This window comes from Streptomyces sp. NPDC041124, assembly GCF_055592385.1.
Genome location: NZ_JBVIYR010000001.1, coordinates 244658 through 262650 on the forward strand (window position 1 = coordinate 244658; position 17993 = coordinate 262650).

Annotated in this window: 18 protein-coding genes and 1 pseudogene; 8 read left to right on the forward strand and 11 right to left on the reverse strand. The window is 72.8% G+C overall.

Going from position 1 to position 17993, the window contains the following annotated elements:
• Positions 1–775 (forward strand): annotated as a pseudogene (locus ACZ6A9_RS01150) (DEAD/DEAH box helicase); the annotation flags it as partial.
• A gap of 414 nt (positions 776–1189) precedes the next feature.
• Positions 1190–2050: an alpha/beta fold hydrolase gene (locus tag ACZ6A9_RS01155; protein WP_468976118.1), complete on the forward strand. Its 861-nt coding sequence runs from the start codon at positions 1190–1192 to the stop codon at positions 2048–2050.
• Here ACZ6A9_RS01155 and ACZ6A9_RS01160 read toward each other — a convergent pair.
• Positions 2047–2940, reverse strand: a complete 894-nt coding sequence (locus ACZ6A9_RS01160) for an NYN domain-containing protein (RefSeq protein ID WP_468977915.1) — start codon at positions 2938–2940, stop codon at positions 2047–2049. The genes ACZ6A9_RS01155 and ACZ6A9_RS01160 overlap by 4 nt on opposite strands.
• A 229-nt stretch (positions 2941–3169) precedes the next feature.
• Here ACZ6A9_RS01160 and ACZ6A9_RS01165 point away from each other — a divergent pair, with 229 nt between their 5' ends.
• Positions 3170–3322 (forward strand): hypothetical protein, encoded by a 153-nt coding sequence (locus tag ACZ6A9_RS01165; RefSeq protein ID WP_189559336.1) that lies wholly within the window; start codon positions 3170–3172, stop codon positions 3320–3322.
• Positions 3323–3439: 117 nt separating this feature from the next.
• Here ACZ6A9_RS01165 and ACZ6A9_RS01170 read toward each other — a convergent pair whose 3' ends face one another.
• From ACZ6A9_RS01170 to ACZ6A9_RS01185, 4 genes are all read right to left on the reverse strand, one after another.
• A complete protein-coding gene (locus tag ACZ6A9_RS01170) occupies positions 3440–4045 on the reverse strand; it encodes a MarC family protein (protein WP_468976121.1) in 606 nt (201 codons plus the stop codon).
• A gap of 155 nt (positions 4046–4200) precedes the next feature.
• Entirely contained in the window at positions 4201–5058 is an 858-nt protein-coding gene (locus ACZ6A9_RS01175; protein WP_468976124.1) for a PHP domain-containing protein, read from the reverse strand.
• 152 nt (positions 5059–5210) lie between these two features.
• A complete protein-coding gene (locus ACZ6A9_RS01180; RefSeq protein ID WP_468976127.1) occupies positions 5211–5852 on the reverse strand; it encodes a DUF6758 family protein in 642 nt (213 codons plus the stop codon).
• Positions 5853–5965: 113 nt separating this feature from the next.
• Positions 5966–6550 (reverse strand): suppressor of fused domain protein, encoded by a 585-nt coding sequence (locus ACZ6A9_RS01185; protein WP_468976129.1) that lies wholly within the window; start codon positions 6548–6550, stop codon positions 5966–5968.
• Between the two features lie 492 nt (positions 6551–7042).
• On the opposite strand from ACZ6A9_RS01185, the gene ACZ6A9_RS01190 reads away from it, so the two are divergent.
• Together ACZ6A9_RS01190 and ACZ6A9_RS01195 are read left to right on the forward strand one after the other, a co-directional pair.
• On the forward strand, positions 7043–8164 hold the full coding sequence (locus ACZ6A9_RS01190; protein ID WP_468976131.1) for a magnesium and cobalt transport protein CorA: 1122 nt from the start codon (positions 7043–7045) through the stop codon (positions 8162–8164).
• Positions 8165–8198: 34 nt separating this feature from the next.
• On the forward strand, positions 8199–8714 hold the full coding sequence (locus ACZ6A9_RS01195; protein ID WP_468976134.1) for a hypothetical protein: 516 nt from the start codon (positions 8199–8201) through the stop codon (positions 8712–8714).
• Between the two features lie 24 nt (positions 8715–8738).
• Here ACZ6A9_RS01195 and ACZ6A9_RS01200 read toward each other — a convergent pair whose 3' ends face one another.
• Positions 8739–9503, reverse strand: a complete 765-nt coding sequence (locus tag ACZ6A9_RS01200; RefSeq protein WP_468976137.1) for a hypothetical protein — start codon at positions 9501–9503, stop codon at positions 8739–8741.
• A 215-nt stretch (positions 9504–9718) separates the two neighbouring features.
• Here ACZ6A9_RS01200 and ACZ6A9_RS01205 point away from each other — a divergent pair, with 215 nt between their 5' ends.
• The 3 genes from ACZ6A9_RS01205 to ACZ6A9_RS01215 are packed head-to-tail and all read left to right on the forward strand — an operon-like array spanning position 9719 to position 12780.
• The gene (locus ACZ6A9_RS01205; RefSeq protein WP_468976139.1) at positions 9719–11005 is read left to right on the forward strand and encodes a magnesium transporter MgtE N-terminal domain-containing protein; all 1287 of its coding nucleotides are present in this window, start codon (positions 9719–9721) and stop codon (positions 11003–11005) included.
• Positions 10995–11603, forward strand: coding sequence for a DUF1003 domain-containing protein (locus ACZ6A9_RS01210; RefSeq protein WP_468976141.1), 609 nt, complete (start codon positions 10995–10997; stop codon positions 11601–11603). Before ACZ6A9_RS01205 ends, ACZ6A9_RS01210 begins: the two co-directional genes overlap by 11 nt.
• A 43-nt stretch (positions 11604–11646) precedes the next feature.
• Positions 11647–12780 carry an Mrp/NBP35 family ATP-binding protein gene (locus ACZ6A9_RS01215; protein ID WP_468976144.1) on the forward strand — a complete coding sequence of 378 codons (1134 nt, stop codon included), beginning with the start codon at positions 11647–11649 and terminating at the stop codon, positions 12778–12780.
• Positions 12781–12852: 72 nt separating this feature from the next.
• On the opposite strand, the gene ACZ6A9_RS01220 is transcribed toward ACZ6A9_RS01215, so the two are convergent.
• The 5 genes from ACZ6A9_RS01220 to sigE all read right to left on the reverse strand — a co-directional run bounded on the left by ACZ6A9_RS01220 (position 12853) and on the right by sigE (position 17864).
• Complete coding sequence (locus tag ACZ6A9_RS01220; RefSeq protein ID WP_468976146.1) at positions 12853–13527, reverse strand: hypothetical protein; 675 nt, start codon at positions 13525–13527, stop codon at positions 12853–12855.
• Positions 13528–13774: 247 nt separating this feature from the next.
• Entirely contained in the window at positions 13775–14215 is a 441-nt protein-coding gene (locus ACZ6A9_RS01225; protein WP_468976149.1) for a sec-independent translocase, read from the reverse strand.
• A 129-nt stretch (positions 14216–14344) separates the two neighbouring features.
• The gene (locus ACZ6A9_RS01230; protein ID WP_468976151.1) at positions 14345–16180 is read right to left on the reverse strand and encodes a S1C family serine protease; all 1836 of its coding nucleotides are present in this window, start codon (positions 16178–16180) and stop codon (positions 14345–14347) included.
• 101 nt (positions 16181–16281) lie between these two features.
• Positions 16282–17208 carry an anti-sigma factor family protein gene (locus tag ACZ6A9_RS01235; protein ID WP_468976153.1) on the reverse strand — a complete coding sequence of 309 codons (927 nt, stop codon included), beginning with the start codon at positions 17206–17208 and terminating at the stop codon, positions 16282–16284.
• Positions 17205–17864: an RNA polymerase sigma factor SigE gene (sigE, locus tag ACZ6A9_RS01240; RefSeq protein WP_468976155.1), complete on the reverse strand. Its 660-nt coding sequence runs from the start codon at positions 17862–17864 to the stop codon at positions 17205–17207. The genes ACZ6A9_RS01235 and sigE overlap by 4 nt, the downstream gene beginning before the upstream one ends.
• Positions 17865–17993: the final 129 nt, after the last annotated feature.

Consider the following 17993-nt stretch of genomic DNA (forward strand, 5'->3'; position numbering starts at 1 on the left):
CGGCGCCGCGGAAACCAAGCCGCGCCGCACCCGCAAGACGGCGGCGAAGGCCGAAACGGTGCTCGACACCGCCGAGGCGAACGCCGAGCCGGTCGGCGCCGCGGAAACCAAGCCCCGGCGCACCCGCAAGACGGCGGCGAAGGCCGAAACGGTGCTCGACACCGCCGAGGCGAACGCCGAGCCGGTCGAGACGACGGAGACCAAGCCCCGGCGCACCCGCAAGGCCGCCCCGAAGGCCGAGACGGTCGTCGAGGAGGCGGAGGCCAAGCCGCGCCGCACCCGCAAGACCGCCGCGGCGAAGGCCGAGGAGGCCGTCGACACCGCCGAGGCCAAGCCCCGGCGCACGCGCAAGACGGCAGCCGCCACCGCGGCCGTCGACACGGCCGAGGCCACCGGGGCCACGCCGCGCCGCCGCACCCGCAAGGCCGCCGAGCCGGCGGAGCCGGCCGTCGCCGTCGGGATCCCCGCGCAGACGGCGCCGGAGGCCGAGGACGCGGAGGCCAAGCCGCGCCGCACGCGCAAGACGGCCGCCAAGAAGGCGGAAGCCGCCGTGGACACCGCCGAGGCCAAGCCCCGGCGCACGCGCAAGGCGGCAGCCGCCACCGCGGACGGTGACACCACGGAGGCCGCCGAGGCCAAGCCGCGCCGCACGCGCAAGGCCGCCGCCGACATCCCGGCGCAGTCCGCGCCGGCGACGGAGGCCACCGAGGAGGCGAAGCCCCGGGTCCGCCGTGCCCGGAAGGCCACGGCCGCCGCGGAACCCGCGGAGGGCTGACGCACCCACCCCGACGGCCCGGTCCCCACGCGCGGGACCGGGCCGTCGGCATGTCCGCCCCACAGCCCCCCGCCCGCGCTCTGCCCCGTCCCGTCCCGTCCCGCGGCACAGGACCGTCCGCCCGGCCCCGGCCGCCGCTCCCCCTCCCGAACCGCGCTCACCCCGCGGTGCGTCAGGCTGTCCGTCCGAGCGGTTCTCCCTCACCCGCCGGCCAAGCGGCCAGGAAGGCCCACGCACACCCCCAGAGCCCGCCCGCGCCCGCCTCGGCGGGCCTTCCGCGTGACCGCCGGCGGCGGCTCGTCGCCGCGCCCGCCGTGCCCGCCGTGCCCTGTCGGCCGCGGCGGACGGGGCGTCGCCCGGAGGTCCCGTCCGGCGCCGGCCGCCGCTGTGGTCGCACCCGCTACCCTCACCCACGTGACCAGCCATTCCGCCCCCGTCCTGCCCTCCGGCTCACGCCGACTGCGCACCGCCCGTGGTGAGTTCGCCGTCGTGGACGTGCCGCCCGCCCCCGGGGCCACGGCCCGCGGGACCGTGCTGCTGCTGCCCGGGTACACCGGCAGCAAGGAGGACTTCGCGCTGGTGCACGAGCCGCTCGCCGCGCGCGGCTATCGCACCGTCGCCGTGGACGGGCGGGGGCAGTACGAGTCGGACGGGCCCTCGGACGACGAGTCCGCCTACGCGCAGGAAGGGCTGGCGCGGGACGTGCTCGCCCAGGCGGAGGCGCTGGACGTGCCCGTGCACCTGGTCGGGCACTCGCTCGGCGGTCAGATCGCCCGGGCCGCCGTCCTCCTCGACCCCACCCCCTTCCGCACCCTCACCCTCCTCTCCTCGGGGCCGGCCCGGATCTCCGCCTCCCAGGAGCAGCGGGTGAAGCTGCTGCGGGACGCGCTCGCGGTGATGTCGATGGCGGAGTGCTGGGAGGCGATCCTCGCCATGGGCCCGCCGGAGGAGGTCGGCGGGCCGGCCCGCGGGATCGGGGGTCAGCAGTGGCTCAGGAAGCGCTGGTTGGGCACCAAGCCCGCGCAACTGCTTTCGACCGGACGACAGTTGTGTACCGAACCGGACCGCGTCACCGAACTCGCCGCCGTGCCGCTGCCGTTCCACGTCCTGTCGGGTGAACGCGACGACACCTGGCCGGTGCCGGACCTCGACGTGATGGCCCTGCGGCTGGGCGCGCACCGCACGGTCGTCCACGGCGCCGAGCACTCACCCGCCGTCGACCGGCCCGCGCCGACCGCCCGTGCCCTCGCCGACTTCTGGGACGCCTCCCGCTAGCACTGCGCCTGAAGATGGGCCCAGAAGCCGTCGCGCAGGGAGCGGCGCAGGTCCGCCTGGCCGCGCAGGGAGTACTGGAGCAGGCTCTCCGCCTCCACCAGCAGGTCCTGGTCGACGGACCCGGGCAGATAGGGATGGCCGGGGAGGAGTTCCGCCATGGCTTCCCGGCCGCGTGCGCCCAGCCACTTCGCGGCGATCTGCGCACCGACGAACCGGACGTCCTCGCGGGTGGGCCGGCCCGTGGTGGCGTCGTACGCCGGTGCCGTGCGCCGGGAGACGTAGGGCTTGAAGAAGTCGAGGTCGAGGGTGCGCTGGCTGTCGACCTCCCAGAGCAGCGGCTCCGCCTGGTTGCGGCCCTCGGGCGCCTCGATGCCCCAGAGGTGGACCCGTGCGCCGTAGCCCTGTGCCGCCTCGACGGCGGAGACGAGGTCCTCGTCGCCGCCGAGCAGGGCCGCGTCGCTGATGGCGCGGTGCCGGGCCAGTGACTCCAGGTCGGTGCGGATCAGGGAGTCGACGCCCTTCTGCTGGTTGTTGGCGTTGAGGTTGCCGAGGCGGACCTTGACGTCGGGGAGTTCGGCGATGGTCTGCTGCTCGGCGGTGTGGATGCGGCGCCTGGCCCCGTCGTACCAGTAGACGCGCAGCAGCCTGCTGTCGGCGAAGATGGTGCGCGCCCGGTCGATCAGCGCGTCGATGAGTCCTTCGGCGTCGAGGTCGAAGGCCCGGCGGTCCTCCGTCCCGGCCACGAGCCGGCCCGCGGCGGCGTACAGGTACCCGGCGTCGACGAAGATCGCATGGGTCGAGGGTGTCTTCGCCACCTCGGCGAGCATGCGCTGAAGCAGTTCGTTCGTGCGGTCGATACGGGCGTGCAGGGCCGCGAGGTCGTCGTTCATCACGTCCATTGTCCCGGTGGTCACGCTATGAACACAACCGGTCCCGGTCGGTCCTCTTCGAAACCCTTACTCGTCAGTATTTAGTCGATTGAACATTTTCTTTAGCATAGGGAATGTCTGCGCCACGGATGCCGTTGAACCGTTCAGGAAACACGGGCCCCGGATGCCCGTGGGCCGCCCACCCAGTAGTTCTCCTCCAGGAGGATGACCAGACGAAGGGAGAAGCCCTATGCGCTTCGAAATCATGCGACTCGACGACGTCGACGGCACACCCGTGGACTCGACCGTCGTGGACGCCGCCTCCGTCAACAGCATCGTGCAGCAGGCCGCCGCCATCGGACAGCGCCTGTGGATCCGCCCGGCCGACACACCGGCCTCGTAACGCCCGTCGCGCGGGGACACCGGCCACACGGGCCGGGAGACCCTGGATCGCATGCTTCGAGGCCCCCGTACCGCCAGCGGTACGGGGGCTCCGCGCGTCTCCGCGCCGGTGCGGCGTTCAGGCGCCCTGGATCACCTGGGTGACGCCGTTGATGATCTGCTGCACCGCGATCGCGGACAGCATCATGCCCGCCAGACGCGTCACCAGGACGACTCCCCCGTCCTTGATGACCCGGATGATCAGCAGCGAGTAACGCATCACCAGCCACAGCACGACGTGGATGGCGAGGATCGCCGACCACACCGAGAGCTGCCCGGTGACGCCGTCGGCCTTCTGGACGGCCAGGATGACCGACACGATCGCCCCCGGTCCGGCGAGCAGCGGCATGCCCAGCGGGACGAGCGCCACATTGACGTCCTTGGTCTGCTGGGGCTCGTCGGTCTTGCCGGTGAGCAGGTCGAGGGCGATCAGGAGCAGGAGCAGCCCGCCCGCGATCATCAGCGCGGGCACCGAGACGTGCAGGTAGGCCAGGATCTGATGGCCGAGCAGCCCGAATACGGTGATCACTCCGCCGGCCACGCAGACGGCCTGGAAGGCCATCCGCTTCTGCACCTTGGCGGGCCGGCCCGCGGTCAGGGCGAGGAAGATCGGGGTGATCCCCGGGGGATCCATGATGACGAACAGGGTCAGGAAGAGAGAGCCGAAGACGGCGATGTCGAGCATGACTGCCTTGCTGAAGAACCGGTGAAGACGTACGGGGGCGCACGAGAGCGCGTGCGGCGATACGCACGCACGACGGGACCCGCGTGCGGAATGGTGTGGGTCGAGTGGGTGAGGGGCCGGCCCCGGACGCGTCGGCGCCGGGCCCGCCGGGCGGATCAGACTCCTCCGGCCCCCGGCACCGGGAACGCCCCGGTCGCGCGGCGCGTGATCTCGCCGTACACCTCGGGGTCGGTGGTGAATTCGCCGAGGACGCAGGTCTTGCGGCTGCCGTGGTAGTCGCTGGACCCGGTGACCAGGAGCCCGAGCTCCTTGGCCAGGCCGCGCAGCCGCGCCCGGGTGTCGGGGTCGTGGTCCATGTGGTCGACCTCGATGCCGTCGAGACCGGCCTCGGCGAGCGCGGCGATCGCGGACTCCGGCACGGTCCGGCCGCGCTTGGCCGCGGCGGGATGCGCGAAGACGGCGACCCCGCCCGCGTCCTTGACCAGCCGCAGGGCCTCGAAGGGGTCGGTCTCGTGCTTCTCCGTGTACGCGCGGCCGCCGTCGGCCAGCCACTGACGGGTGAAGGCGTCGTTGACGCTCGGCACGACCCCCAGCTCGACGAGCGCGGAGGCCACGTGCGGCCGTCCCACCGAGCCGTCGCCGGCGATCCGCGCGACCTGCTCCCAGGTGACCGGCACACCCAGCGCGTTCAGCTTGGCGATCATGCCTTTGGCGCGGGGCACCCGGTCGTCCCGGACGAGTTCGCGCTCGGCGAGCAGCGCGGGCTCCTCGGGGTCGAAGAGGTAGGCCAGCATGTGCATGCTGATGCCGTCGAGCCGGCAGGAGAGTTCGGCGCCGGTGACCAGGGTGAGCCCCGCAGGCAGCACGGAGAGCGCCTCGGCGTGTCCGCGGGTGGTGTCGTGGTCGGTCAGCGCGACGACGTCCAGACCGGCGGCGGCCGCCTTGCGGACCAGGTCGGCCGGCGTGTCCGTACCGTCGGAGGCGGTGGAGTGGGTGTGCAGGTCGATGCGCACGACGCGTTACTCCAGGCGGTGACGGACGGAGGGGGACGCTCCAGGATAACCGGATCCGTGACCTCCTCCGTCATACCCGAACCCGCCCCGCGCCCCCTACCGATCCGCCGCCACGCGTCGCACCGGGGTCGCTATGCCTCGCTCCGGGGTCGCTAGGCCTCCAGCAGTCGCGGGGAGAGCGCCCCGCAGGGCACCAGTTCCACCTCGGCCCCCGCGTCCCGCAGGTCGGTCAGGACCAGCTCGTCGTACATCAGCAGTCCGGACTGCTCCGGCCACACCACCGCCCACAGCCACATGCCGAGCGCCTCGCCGGCGAACACGGCACGGTCGTCGGGCGTCCCCGAGACGTGCCAGAGCGGGGTCGGCCGGCCGGCGGCCAGCACCTTCGCCTGGGGCGGCTTCTCGACGTTCATGTACGGGCCCGGGTCCGGACCGTCCGTGCCGGCGTACCGCGCGCCGAGGCCGACGCCGAGCTCCTCGGCGACCAGGATCAGCTCTCCCATGCCGCCGAGCGGTCCCGGGCCAGTACAGGCGACGGCGGTCGCCCGGCCCCCGCTGCGGTCGTCGCCCGCGCTGGCCGCCCCTGTGAAGAGCCAGCCGACCGGCAGCGGCCAGGGCATCCACACCGGCACTCTGGTGCGGTGCACGACGACCTCGAGGGCCTCGACGCTCGGTGGTATCACGGGCTGCATCGGGTGCACGGTGCCGTGTGCGTCGCACTGCCAGGCATCCGAGAAGAGGCCGGGAGCCCTGACCCGGCCACCGCACTTCGGGCAACTGGGTTCGCCCCTCATAGGGCCCCACGGTCCTAGCTCTGCCGCGCCACGTCAAGGACGATCACCCGTCCAGCGCACTCATCTTGTGGAATGAACACATCCATCGCGGCGACGCGTCCCGACCGCCGGGCTCAGTCCAGCGAGGCGGACCTGCGGGACGGGTCGCGCAGGTCCGTGCCCTGGTTCAGCCAGCGTTCCTGGAGGGCCTGGGCGCCGTGCACGCGCTTCCAGGCGGCCTCGTTCGGGGTCATCGGCAGCAGCGGCAGGAACCGGACGGGGTCCAGCGGCTCGTCGAGCTCCAGGTCCTCCACCAGCCCGCCCGGCTCGGCGACCAGCACCGAGGTGAACGGGGCGCCGGGCCACAGCGCTTCACCCACGTCGAGCGAGGCGCCGGGGGCCACGACCACGCCCTCGACCTGCGGGGACGCGGCCAGGACCGCGAGCGGGCGGAGCACCTTGTCGGTGTCCGCGACGCCGGCCCGCACCGACAGCACCAGCTCGACACGCGGCCCCCTGACCGGGTCCGCGACCACAGCCGTGGGGTCGGTCATGGGCTGCGCGGACATGCCGAGGGTGGCGTAGCGCGCGATGTCGCCCTCGTGGAAGCGCAGCACCTCGATCCGGTCCGTGCCCAGGAAGGTCACCGCCGCGCGTGCGTCCGGTTCGCCCAGCGCCGTGCGCAGCCGGGCCTCGACCAGAGGAAGAACATCAGCCATGCCGCGAGCATAGAACTCGTCGGTACGGGGCGAAGCGGGGCCTTGACACGGCAGTCGGCTGATACGCTTGCCCGGTGATTCGGGCAGCACGTGGCGTCCGATCGTCCCGAACGCTGTACGACACTCCCCGGTCACGGGGAAATCCCCCAAGGGGATCGTGGATCGTCCCTCACGAGGGACCGGCCGGAGGAGGTGGGGCTGGCATGGACCGAAGTCGACCGTGCAGTATCACCCGCTCTTCCGCCCTCTGATGTAGCTCCCTGTCCGGCTGCCGCCTCACTCTCCGCGCGCGTCTCCATCGGAAGAGCACTTCGTTTCGTTCCGTCTGATCTGCCCCAGTAGCTGAATCAGCGACGAAGCTCGCCACCGCGACGGTGCGGTGCTCCCCGCTTTGTGGACGTGCCCACACGCACAGTCCAGGACGTCCTCATTCCGGGTTGTTCCACCCGTCGTTCCGGCGCCTTTCGTTGCCTGCCCGCGAAGGAGCCCGCCATGTCGATGATCCGCGACCTGCGCGCCGTGGTCCGTCCCTCCTCCCGCATCTCGCTGCGCAAGGAGAGCGGCCCCTACGACCCCACCCGCGACACCGGGACGGCCAGCGCCGTCGTGGACTGCGCCGTCTACCGCGACGGCCGCCGCCTGGAGGCCGGGGACGGCCCGCTCACCCCCCAGGAGGCGATGCGCCTCGTACGCCGTGACGGGGGCTTCGTGTGGATCGGCATGCACGAGCCGAACGAGGCCGAATTCGCGGACATCGCGCAGGAGTTCGGGCTGCACCCGCTGGCCGTGGAGGACGCCGTCCAGGCCCATCAGCGGCCCAAGCTGGAGCGCTACGACGACTCGCTGTTCACGGTCTTCAAGACCGTCCACTACCTCGACCACCAGCGGCTCTCCGCCAGCAGTGAGGTCGTCGAGACCGGTGAGGTGATGTGTTTCACCGGCCGGGACTTCGTCATCACCGTCCGGCACGGCGGCCAGGGCTCCCTGCGGGCCCTCAGGCACCGCCTCCAGGACGACCCCGAGCTGCTGGCCAAAGGACCCTCGGCCGTGCTGCACGCGATCGCCGACCACGTGGTGGACGGCTACATGGCGGTCGCCGACGCGATGCAGGACGACATCGACGAGGTCGAGACGAAGGTGTTCTCGCCGGGCCGCAAGGGCACCCCGCGCGGTACGGACGCCGGTGAGATCTACCAACTCAAGCGTGAGGTGCTGGAGTTCAAGCGGGCCGTGGCACCGCTGCTGCGGCCGATGCAACTGCTGAGTGAGCGTCCGATGCGGCTGGTCGACCCGGAGATCCAGAAGTACTTCCGGGACGTCGCCGACCACGTGGCCCGGGTGCAGGAGCAGGTCGTCGGCTTCGACGAACTGCTGAACTCCATCCTCCAGGCCAACCTCGCCCAGGCGTCCGTCGCGCAGAACGAGGACATGCGGAAGATCACCTCGTGGGCCGCGATCATCGCCGTGCCGACCATGGTGTGCGGGGTGTACGGGATGAACTTCGACTACATGCCGGAGACCCACTGGAAGTACGGCTACCCGGTGGTCCTCGGTGTCACGGTGGCGATCTGTCTGGGCATCCACCGCTCCCTGAAGCGCAACGGCTGGCTGTGAGGGCGACCGGACCGGGCCTGGATAGGCTGCCCCCATGACAGGTGCGCTGCTCGACCGGGCCCTCATCGAGGAGGCCACGAAGAAGTCCGGCCTCGTCTGGGCCGGGGGCCCCGGCGTTCCCGCCCGCGCGCTGTGGCACGTGTGGCACGAGGGCGCCGCGTGCGTGGTCGGTGACGGACCCGGGGAGCAGCCGCTGCCGGGGCTGGCCGACGGCGGGCCCGCCGAGGTGACGGTGCGCAGCAAGGACAAGGGCGGCCGGCTGGTGACGTGGGCCGCGACGGTCGTGGAGCTGGCGCCGCACTCCGAGGCGTGGGCCGCGGCGGTCGCCGAACTCAAGGGCAAGCGGCTCAACGCGCCCGACGCCGAGGCGATGCCCGAGCGCTGGGCCCGCGAGTGCCGGGTGCTGCGGCTGGAGCCGACGGGGGCGACGTCGCCGCTCCCCGAGGGTTCCCTGGCCGAGGCTCCGCTGCCGACCCCGGTGACGACCCGCCGGCCGGTCCCGGCCGGACTGCCCCGGCTGCTGCTGAAGAGGAAGCGGCGCCGGGGTTAGGTGTGCTCTCCCGGGACACCGTGCCTAGGACGTCGGGAGCTGTTTCCCGTAGTCCAGGGTCTCGTCCTCGGCCGGCTTCTCCAGCGGGAAGTCGGTGCCCCAGGCCGAGAAGGTGAGGGTGCCCGCCTCGCCGGCCCGCACCAGGCGCACGGGGTAGGGCTTGCCCTCGAGCGAGACGTCCAGGGTGCCTCCGGAGCCCTCGTCGCCGGTGACCCGGATGGTGCGCACGCCGGACTGCTCGTGGTGGCCGTCGGTGGCCAGCGTGCCGTGCAGGGTCAGCAGACCACTGAGCAGCACACTCTTGTCGGTGAAGCCGATGAACTTCTTGTACGAGGGATCACCTTGCGGGACCTTCACGTACTTCGAGGCGAGCTTCTCGGCCGCCGCCGCGTCCGCCTCGCCGCCCGACCCGCCCTCGGCCCCGTCGGCCCCCTGGCCCCAGAACCCGGCGTCGGCCTTCAGGAACAGCTCGTCGTCGATCCGCAGCAGGCGGAAGGTCTCCCCCTTGGTGGTGACCGAGCCGACGCCGCCCTCCTCCTTCAGCCGCATGTCGAGCGTGTACGTGCGTCCGCTGCTGACCACGCTGCCGTGCAGCCGCACCGTGCCGACCGAATCGGCGGCCTTCTGCGCCCTGTTCCGGATCTGGTCGGCGGGCAGCCTGCCGACCCCGTTGGTGCCCTCGTTCGGATCCTCGGAGCATCCCGTGAGCGCCGTCCCCGTCACGAGCAGTGCGCACACGGCACCGGCCAGCGCGGCCCTGCGGGATCGGCCCGGGGAGATCGGAATCACAGGTGGGCTGCCTCTCTTACGGGGGACCTGAACGGCGTACCGCAGAGTACCGGTGCGCTCGCGGCCGGGCGGAGCCAGTCCGTCCGGACCGGCCGCGAGCGCACCGCCGATCGGGACGGGCTAGCCTGAAGCCCACCCGAGCGGGCAATCCGGAAAACGAACGCAGCAGGCAGTACACGGCAACGAAAGACCCCGCACGCAAAGGAGCCGCCGCCATGGCAGCGGGTGCCCCCCGGTTCTTCGTCTCCCACGTCTCCGGTGTCGCCGTCTTCGACCCGGCCGGCGACCAGGTGGGGCGCGTGCGCGATCTCGTCGTCATCCTGCGGCCCGGCCGGCGGCCCCCGAGGCTGCTCGGTCTGGTGGTCGAACTCTCCACCCGCCGCCGCATCTTCCTGCCCATGACCCGGGTGACCGCGGTGCAGTCCGGCCAGGTCATCACGACCGGGGTGCTCAATGTGCGGCGCTTCGAGCAGCGGCCCACGGAGCGGCTCGTCTTCGGGGAGCTCCTCGACCGGCGGGTGACGCTCGTGGAGAGCGGCGAGGAGGTCACCGTCCTGGACCTGTCGGTGCATCAGCTGCAGGCCCGCCGCGAGTGGGAGATCGACCGGGTCTTCGTGCGCAAGGGGAAGAAGGGCGGCGCGTTCCGGCGCGGCAAGGGCGAGGCGCTGACCGTGGAGTGGTCCGCGGTGACCGGCTTCTCCCTGGAGGAGCAGGGACAGGGCGCCGAGAACCTGCTCGCCACCTTCGAGCAGCTGCGCCCCGCCGACCTCGCCAACGTCCTGCACCACCTCTCCCCCAAACGGCGGGCGGAGGTGGCCGCCGCCCTCGACGACGACCGGCTCGCCGACGTGCTGGAGGAGCTGCCCGAGGACGACCAGATCGAGATCCTCGGCAAGCTGAAGGAGGAGCGTGCCGCGGACGTCCTGGAGGCCATGGACCCCGACGACGCGGCCGACCTGCTCGGTGAGCTGCCGGAGGAGGACCAGGAGCGCCTGCTGAGCCTGATGAAGCCCGCCGACGCCGCCGACATGCGGCGCCTGATGTCGTACGAGGAGCACACGGCGGGCGGTCTGATGACGACCGAGCCGATCGTGCTGCGGCCCGACGCGACCGTCGCCGACGCCCTGGCGCGGATCCGCGAGCCCGACCTGTCCCCGGCGCACGCCGCGCAGGTGTACGTCTGCCGCCCGCCCGAGGAGACGCCGACCGGCAAGTACCTGGGCACGGTGCACTTCCAGCGGCTGCTGCGCGATCCCCCGTACACGCTGGTCGGCTCGATGCTGGACGACGATCTGCAACCGCTGGACCCGGACGCGGCCCTGCCCGTGGTCGCCGGGTTCTTCGCCACGTACGACATGGTGGCGGCGCCCGTGGTCGACGAGTCGGGGGCGCTGCTGGGCGCGGTGACGGTGGACGACGTGCTGGACCACATGCTGCCCGACGACTGGCGGGAGACCGAGTTCCACCTCGACGGCGAGGAGGCGGTGCCCGATGGCGGCTGAGCGCGACGGCGCACGCGAGCGGCTGCCCGCGGGCGCCACGGCCGCCGGACGGCCGCGCACGCCCCGGCTGGACCAGCCGCGGCCGCCCAGGCGCCGGTTCCTGCCCGAATGGGACCCGGAGGCCTTCGGACGGCTGTCGGAGAGCGTCGCGCGGTTCCTGGGCACCGGGCGGTTCATCGTCTGGATGACGTTCGTCATCATCCTGTGGGTGCTGTGGAACGTCTTTGCGCCGAAGGAGCTGCGCTTCGACGAGTACCCGTTCATCTTCCTGACCCTGATGCTGTCCCTCCAGGCCTCCTACGCGGCCCCGCTGATCCTGCTGGCGCAGAACAGGCAGGACGACCGCGACCGGGTCAACCTGGAGCAGGACCGCAAGCAGAACGAGCGGTCCATCGCGGACACCGAGTACCTGACCCGGGAGATCGCCGCACTGCGGATCGGTCTCGGGGAGGTGGCCACCCGCGACTGGATCCGCTCCGAGCTGCACGACATGGTCAAGGACATGGAGGCGCGGCAGAACGGACACAAGGACCAGCACGGGTCGTTCCCGGCGATGCGGGCGGAACGGCCACCGGGACGTGACGCAGACGACCGCTGACGTCCTTACCGGCGGGCGCACCCGGCGCCGTACCATCGTCGGTATGGCTACGGAAGACGCGGTGCGCGAAGCACTGGCGACGGTGAACGACCCCGAGATCAACCGGCCCATCACCGAGCTCGGGATGGTCAAATCGGTGGAGATCGGTGCGGACGGTGCGGTCGCGGTCGCCGTGTACCTGACGGTGTCCGGCTGCCCCATGCGGGACACCATCACGCAGCGCGTGACGGACGCGGTCTCCCGGGTCGAGGGCGTCACCGGCGTCGAGGTCACGCTGGACGTCATGAGCGACGAGCAGCGCAAGGAGCTGGCCAGCGCCCTGCGCGGCGGCCAGACCGAGCGCGAGGTGCCCTTCGCCAAGCCCGGCAGCCTGACCCGGGTGTACGCGGTGGCGTCCGGCAAGGGCGGCGTCGGCAAGTCCTCGGTGACGGTGAACCTGGCGGCGGCGATGGCGGCCGACGGCCTGAAGGTCGGTGTCGTGGACGCCGACATCTACGGCCACTCCGTGCCGCGCATGCTGGGCGCCGACGGGCGCCCCACCCAGGTCGAGAACATGATCATGCCGCCGTCGGCGCACGGCGTGAAGGTCATCTCCATCGGCATGTTCACTCCGGGCAACGCGCCGGTGGTGTGGCGCGGCCCGATGCTGCACCGCGCGCTTCAGCAGTTCCTGGCGGACGTGTACTGGGGCGACCTGGACGTGCTGCTGCTCGACCTGCCGCCGGGCACGGGTGACATCGCGATCTCCGTGGCCCAGCTCGTGCCGAACGCGGAGATCCTCGTCGTCACCACGCCCCAGCAGGCGGCGGCCGAGGTGGCCGAGCGGGCGGGCTCGATCGCGGTGCAGACGCATCAGAAGATCGTCGGCGTGGTGGAGAACATGTCCGGGCTGCCCTGCCCGCACTGCGGCGAGATGGTCGACGTGTTCGGCACCGGCGGCGGCCAGACGGTCGCCGAGGGCCTGACCCGCACGACCGGTACGAACGTGCCGGTGCTCGGCGCCATCCCCATCGACGTCCGGCTGCGCGAGGGCGGCGACGAGGGCAAGCCCGTGGTGCTGTCCGACCCGGACTCCCCGGCGGGCTCGGCGCTCCGCTCGATCGCCGGCAAGCTGGGCGGCCGCCAGCGGGGCCTGTCGGGCATGTCCCTGGGGATCACCCCGCGCAACAAGTTCTGAGGGTGGTGACGCCGAAGGGCGCCGTCCGCGTGGACGGCGCCCTTCGGCGTACACGCTCGGTGCGGGGATCGCTCAGTCGTCGTACGCGGCGATGTCCTTGACCACGGCGAAGCCCAGGCCGTAGGCGCTCATCCCCCTGCCGTACGCGCCGACGTGCACGCCGGTCCGCGTGGAACCGGCGAGCACCCAGCCGAACTCGGACTCCCGGTAGTGGAACGGGGTCGGCACCCCGTCCACGGGCAGGGACAGGGTCGACCAGTCCTCGCCCTCCATGTCGTCGGCGAGGGCCCAGGCGGTCTCGGTCTGCTGCTCCAGCCAGTCGTCGCGCAGGGAGTGGTCCATCTGGCCGGGCCAGGTGAAGGACAGCAGTCCGACACCGGCGAGCCAGGCGGCGGAGGACACCGAGGTGGCCTCCAGCAGCCCGGTGCCGTCGGCGCTGCGGCGGACCGGGTTGGCGGCCACGGTCACCACGACGGCGAACTTCTCCTTGGCCTCCGGGTCGCCGCCGGCCACGACCTCGCTGCGCACCGAGGGCTCGTCGCCGTGGCCGACCGATCCGTGCTCCACGGCTCCGTCGGCGGCCAGTCCGACCTGCATCAGCCAGCGCGGGCCCGTGAAGGCCTCGTCGAGGCCGTACCAGGGGAACGGTGCACGCAGATAGCCGTCGACCGTACGCCGGGCGGAGGGGACGTGTTGTCCGTCCTCCGCGGCCGGCGCCTGCGCGACCGCCGAACTCGTCGTCTCCATGTGCCCGGACGCCTCCTCGCTCTCGTCGGACCGGGCGGCCCGCCCCCCTTCGGGCGTACTCGTCCGCTCCGCACAACAACTCGGCAGCATAGTCACCTTGTGGCCACAGGTCGGGAAACCGCCCGGCACGTGGGTCACCCGGACGTCCGGATCGGGCCGCACGGGGCCCGGGTGGAGTATGAAACGCGTCACGTGCGCGGGGGCGTACGCCCGGTGCCGTCGGGCACGCGGCGTCCGGGCCCGTGGATCAGGTGGCGTCCATGTCGAAGGGCGGGCGGTCGTCGGCGGCCGCCGCACGCTCCGGCTTCTTGGTCATGTCCACGCGGCCACCGGTGGGGTCGGCGGAGGCCGGCGCGGCCTCGCTCTCGCGGCCGTGGACGGCGTCCGTGACCTCGGCCATCTCCTTCTTCAGGTCGAAGCCGCTACGGATCTCCTTCAGCCCCAGCTCGTCGCTGTCCAGCTTCTTGCGGAGATACGTCTTGGGGTTGAGGTCCTCGAACTCGAAGTCCTTGAACTCCGGGCCGAGCTCCTCCCGGATGTCCTGCTTGGCGCTGTCCGAGAAGTCCCGGATCTTCCGGATCGTACGGGTCACGTCCTGGATGACCTTGGGGAGCTTGTCCGGACCGAAGACGAGCACGGCGAGGACGATGAGCGTCACCAGCTCGAGCGGTCCTATGTCATTGAACACCTGAAGCTCCTCGCGATGCCTTCGGTCCTCGGCCCTCGGTGCCGGCCTGTGCTCTGTCCGTGGTCCGGGCCGGGTCCACGGTACCCGGCCACCCCGTACGACCGGTACTGTCCCGGGCCCCGTCGTGGTTCAGTCGCCGCCGGAGGAACCGAGCACCAGGGAGACCTTCCGCTCCTTACCGTCCCGCTCCACGGTGAGCTCCAGCCGGTCGCCGGGGCGGTGGGCGCGGGTCTTGACGATGAGCTCCTCGCCGGAGTGGACGCGGCGGCCGTCCACCTCCGTGATGACGTCACCGGCCCTGATCCCCGCCTTGGCGCCGGGGCCGCCGGCGGTGACGGGGGGTCCGCCCCCGCTGCCCCGGGCGGCGACGCGCGCGCCGTCTCCGCTGTAGTCCATGTCGAGGGTGATGCCGATCACCGGATGGGTCGCCCTCCCCGTGTTGATCAGTTCCTCGGCGACGCGTTTGCCCTGGTTGACCGGGATGGCGAAGCCGAGTCCTATGGAACCGGCCCGGCCGCCGCCGTCGGGGGCGTCGCCGCCGCCGGCGGAGCGGATCGCGGAGTTGATGCCGATCACCCGGCCTCCGGCGTCGAGCAGGGGACCACCGGAGTTGCCGGGGTTGATCGGCGCGTCGGTCTGGAGGGCGTCGACGTACGACACGTCACTGCCGTCGCCCTTCTCGCCGCCGGCGGTGATGGGCCGCTCGCGGGCGCTGATGATGCCGGAGGTGACGGTTCCGGCCAGGTCGAAGGGGGCGCCGATGGCGACGACGGGGTCGCCCACGCGCACGTTGTCGGAGTTGCCGAGGGGCAGCGGGGCGAGCCCGCTGACGCCCTTCACCCTGACCACGGCGAGGTCGTAGCCGCTGTCCCGGCCGACGACGGTGGCCTCGGCGGTGTCACCGCTGTGGAAGGTGACGGTGATGTCGCCGTCGTCGCCGGCGGGCTCGACGACGTGGTTGTTGGTGAGGATGTGGCCGCGCTCGTCCAGCACGAAGCCGGTGCCGGTGCCGGCCGCTCCGGCGCCGCTGACGTGCAGGGTGACGACGCTGGGCAGGGCCTCGGCGGCGATGCCGGCGACGCTCGCGGGGTCGCGCCCGGCGTCGTTCTTGGCGGCCTGTGGCAGCTCCACGGTCCCGATGCCGCCGTTGCGCTCCAGATGGGCGCCGACGATCCCGCCGACGCCGCCGGACACGAGGGCGAGCAGCAGCGCGCCCGCGACGAGCGTCCGCCGGGTGCGCCCGCGCTGCCGTTTCCGGTCCGGCAGGGCGGGCTCGGCCTGCTGCAACGGCGTGGCCGCGGCGGCCGCCCAGGGGTCGTAGCGGCCCCAGGGGTCGGCGGGCGGGGTGACCGCCGGGGTGTCCGCGTGCGCCGGGGCGGGGGCGGGCGGGGCCGCGTCCACGGCCGGTGGCGGGGCGGAGCCCAGCACACCGTGCGCGGGGGTGTTCCCCGGGTGCTGCACGGGCGGTGCGGGCGCCCAGGGGCCCGGTTCGCCGTACGGCGGGGTGCTGTAGGGGTCGGGATCGTGCAGCGGCCGCGCCTGCCCCTCGGCCGGCCCGGCGCCCGCATCCGCTCCGGCCGGAGGAACACCCTGGCCGCCCGTCACGCCGCCCCGCTCGGCCACGGAGTCCGCCGGGTGGCGGTCGTCGGCGCCTGACGCTCCGGCGGGCACCGGAGGGGTCGTCCCGGGGCCCGGTGCGCCGCTCACGGCGGCTTCGGGGCCGGGGGCGCCGGGGGAAAGCGGAGCCGCACCCTCGTCCGGCGCCTCGGGTCGGGCGGCCGGGGCCGCGGTCCCGGCCGGAGGGAGGGTGGTCCCGGGGCCGGACGGCTGGGGGCGCTCCAGTTCGTAGTCGCCCTCGTCGTGGGCGGCTGCCCGGGCCGGGCTCGGCAGTTCGAAGTCCCCCTCGGGTGTCTCCGGACGCGCGGTCGGCTCATCCCCCGGTGGGCCCGGCTTCCCCTGGTTCATGCTCTCCCCACAGCTGGACACTGACTCGGCGCCCGGCCGGAGGGGCCTGGGCGCGCCACCTGGAATTCAACCAGGTTCGCGCGCCCCTGCGCAGTGAACGGTCAGCGGGCCGTGCGGGCGGGCGTCGGCTCCGGCGTCGTACCGGCGGTGACGGGCCCGGGTGCCCGGAGGCCGGCGGACGCGGCCCAGGCGGTCAGGGTGAGCGGCGGGGCGGTGCCGAGCGGGCGTATCAGCGGGGACACCGCTGTCGCGCCGCCCGTGGTCTGCGCCGGCAGACCGGGCAGCAGCGGTGCGGCCGCGGAGGTCGGGGCGACGGGGGTGTGTCCCAGTCCGCTGTGGCCCGTCAGCTGCCCCAGCAGTGGTCCGACGCCACGGCGGCGCGTGTCGGGCGTCGCCGACGCCGCGCCGGCGCCCTGGGTCCGCACGGGCGTCACGTTGCTGCCCTTGCCCGAGCCGCGCGTCTCCGTGTCGACGGGCCCGCTCACCGTGACGCCGCCCAGGGCGATCGCGGCCAGCGACACCGCTCCGGCGGCGACGAAGGCGAACCGCAGTCCGCGGGAGGACGGCCGGTCGGTCTCGTGACGGCTGACGTCGTGGACGCCGAGGCCCCGGCCGGTCGCCGCGGCCACCGGCGGGTGCCGCCGCACCGGCGTGTACGCGAACTCGAAGCGCTCGCTCCGCCTGGGTCCGAAGACCCCGGACGGACCGAAACGCCCGGAGGCTCCGCCCGGCAGCCCGCCACCGCCCAGCGGTGAGCCGCCGTCGCCGAGGTCGCCTCCGCCCGGCAGCCCCTGGAGACGGGCCAGGAGGCTCTCCGAGGGCGGCGGCGGGGCCGCCGCCGCGAAGACGTTCTTCAGACGGCGCTGCGCGTCCACCTCGGCCTTGCATTTGGGGCAGGTCGCGACGTGTGCCAGTACGCGCTCACGCGCGTCATGACCGAGCTCTCCGTCCACCAGGGCGGAGAGTCGGTCTCCCAGGTGCTGCTCTGCGAGGTGTCCCTCGGCCGACTTCGGCTGTGAACCGCTCACGCGCTCGCGCCCCCTCCTCCCAGTGCGGGAACACGCGGCACGAAGGAGCGGCGCTCCGCGCGTGCCTTGGGCGAGCGGTGTGCGAGGGCCTTGCGCAGCTGGGAACGGCCGCGGTGGATCCGGGACCGGACGGTGCCGAGCTTCACGCCCAGCGTCGCCGCGATCTCCTCGTACGACAGCCCCTCGATGTCGCACAGGACGACGGCGGCGCGGAACTCGGGGGCCAGGGTGTCGAGCGCCTGCTGGACGTCCGCGTCGAAGTGGGCGTCGTTGAACACCTGCTGCGGCGAGGGCTCCTTGCTGGGCAGCCGCTCGGCCGCGTCGTCGCCGAGCGCGTCGAAGCGGATCCGCTGCTTGCGGCGGACCATGTCCAGGAAGAGGTTGGTGGTGATGCGGTGCAGCCAGCCCTCGAAGGTGCCCGGCGTGTACGTCGACAGGGAACGGAAGACGCGCACGAAGACCTCCTGGGTGAGGTCCTCGGCGTCGTGCTGGTTGCCCGTGAGCCGGTAGGCGAGCCGGTAGACCCGGCCGCTGTGCATGCTGACGATCTCCTCCCAGCTGGGCGGAGTCCACGCCTGCCCGTCCGCGTCGCCGGAGAAGGTGGCGGTCTGGGCCGGGTCGCCGGCGCGGTCGTGGTCAGCTGCGGTGTCGTTCACGGATTTCGGCCTGCCCGCCGATCCGAGGATGCGCCGCAGCACTCCTCCGCGATCCACAGGTGCAGCCGCACCTCCCCTGTCGGCTCTGGTGGTGTCCAGTGGAGCCCCTACCATAGCCACCTCGCCCGT

Bases quoted from the DNA above. Each gene is read 5' to 3' on its own strand.
- ACZ6A9_RS01215 (WP_468976144.1), top strand. From the start codon at position 11,647: ATGGCTACGGAAGACGCGGTGCGCGAAGCACTGGCGACGGTGAACGAC.
- ACZ6A9_RS01205 (WP_468976139.1), top strand. From the start codon at position 9,719: ATGGCAGCGGGTGCCCCCCGGTTCTTCGTCTCCCACGTCTCCGGTGTC.
- ACZ6A9_RS01185 (WP_468976129.1), bottom strand. From the start codon at position 6,550: ATGGCTGATGTTCTTCCTCTGGTCGAGGCCCGGCTGCGCACGGCGCTG.
- ACZ6A9_RS01170 (WP_468976121.1), bottom strand. From the start codon at position 4,045: ATGCTCGACATCGCCGTCTTCGGCTCTCTCTTCCTGACCCTGTTCGTC.
- ACZ6A9_RS01160 (WP_468977915.1), bottom strand. From the start codon at position 2,940: ATGAACGACGACCTCGCGGCCCTGCACGCCCGTATCGACCGCACGAAC.
- ACZ6A9_RS01165 (WP_189559336.1), top strand. From the start codon at position 3,170: ATGCGCTTCGAAATCATGCGACTCGACGACGTCGACGGCACACCCGTG.
- ACZ6A9_RS01190 (WP_468976131.1), top strand. From the start codon at position 7,043: ATGTCGATGATCCGCGACCTGCGCGCCGTGGTCCGTCCCTCCTCCCGC.
- ACZ6A9_RS01180 (WP_468976127.1), bottom strand. From the start codon at position 5,852: ATGAGGGGCGAACCCAGTTGCCCGAAGTGCGGTGGCCGGGTCAGGGCT.
- ACZ6A9_RS01220 (WP_468976146.1), bottom strand. From the start codon at position 13,527: ATGGAGACGACGAGTTCGGCGGTCGCGCAGGCGCCGGCCGCGGAGGAC.
- ACZ6A9_RS01195 (WP_468976134.1), top strand. From the start codon at position 8,199: ATGACAGGTGCGCTGCTCGACCGGGCCCTCATCGAGGAGGCCACGAAG.
- ACZ6A9_RS01210 (WP_468976141.1), top strand. From the start codon at position 10,995: ATGGCGGCTGAGCGCGACGGCGCACGCGAGCGGCTGCCCGCGGGCGCC.
- ACZ6A9_RS01230 (WP_468976151.1), bottom strand. From the start codon at position 16,180: ATGAACCAGGGGAAGCCGGGCCCACCGGGGGATGAGCCGACCGCGCGT.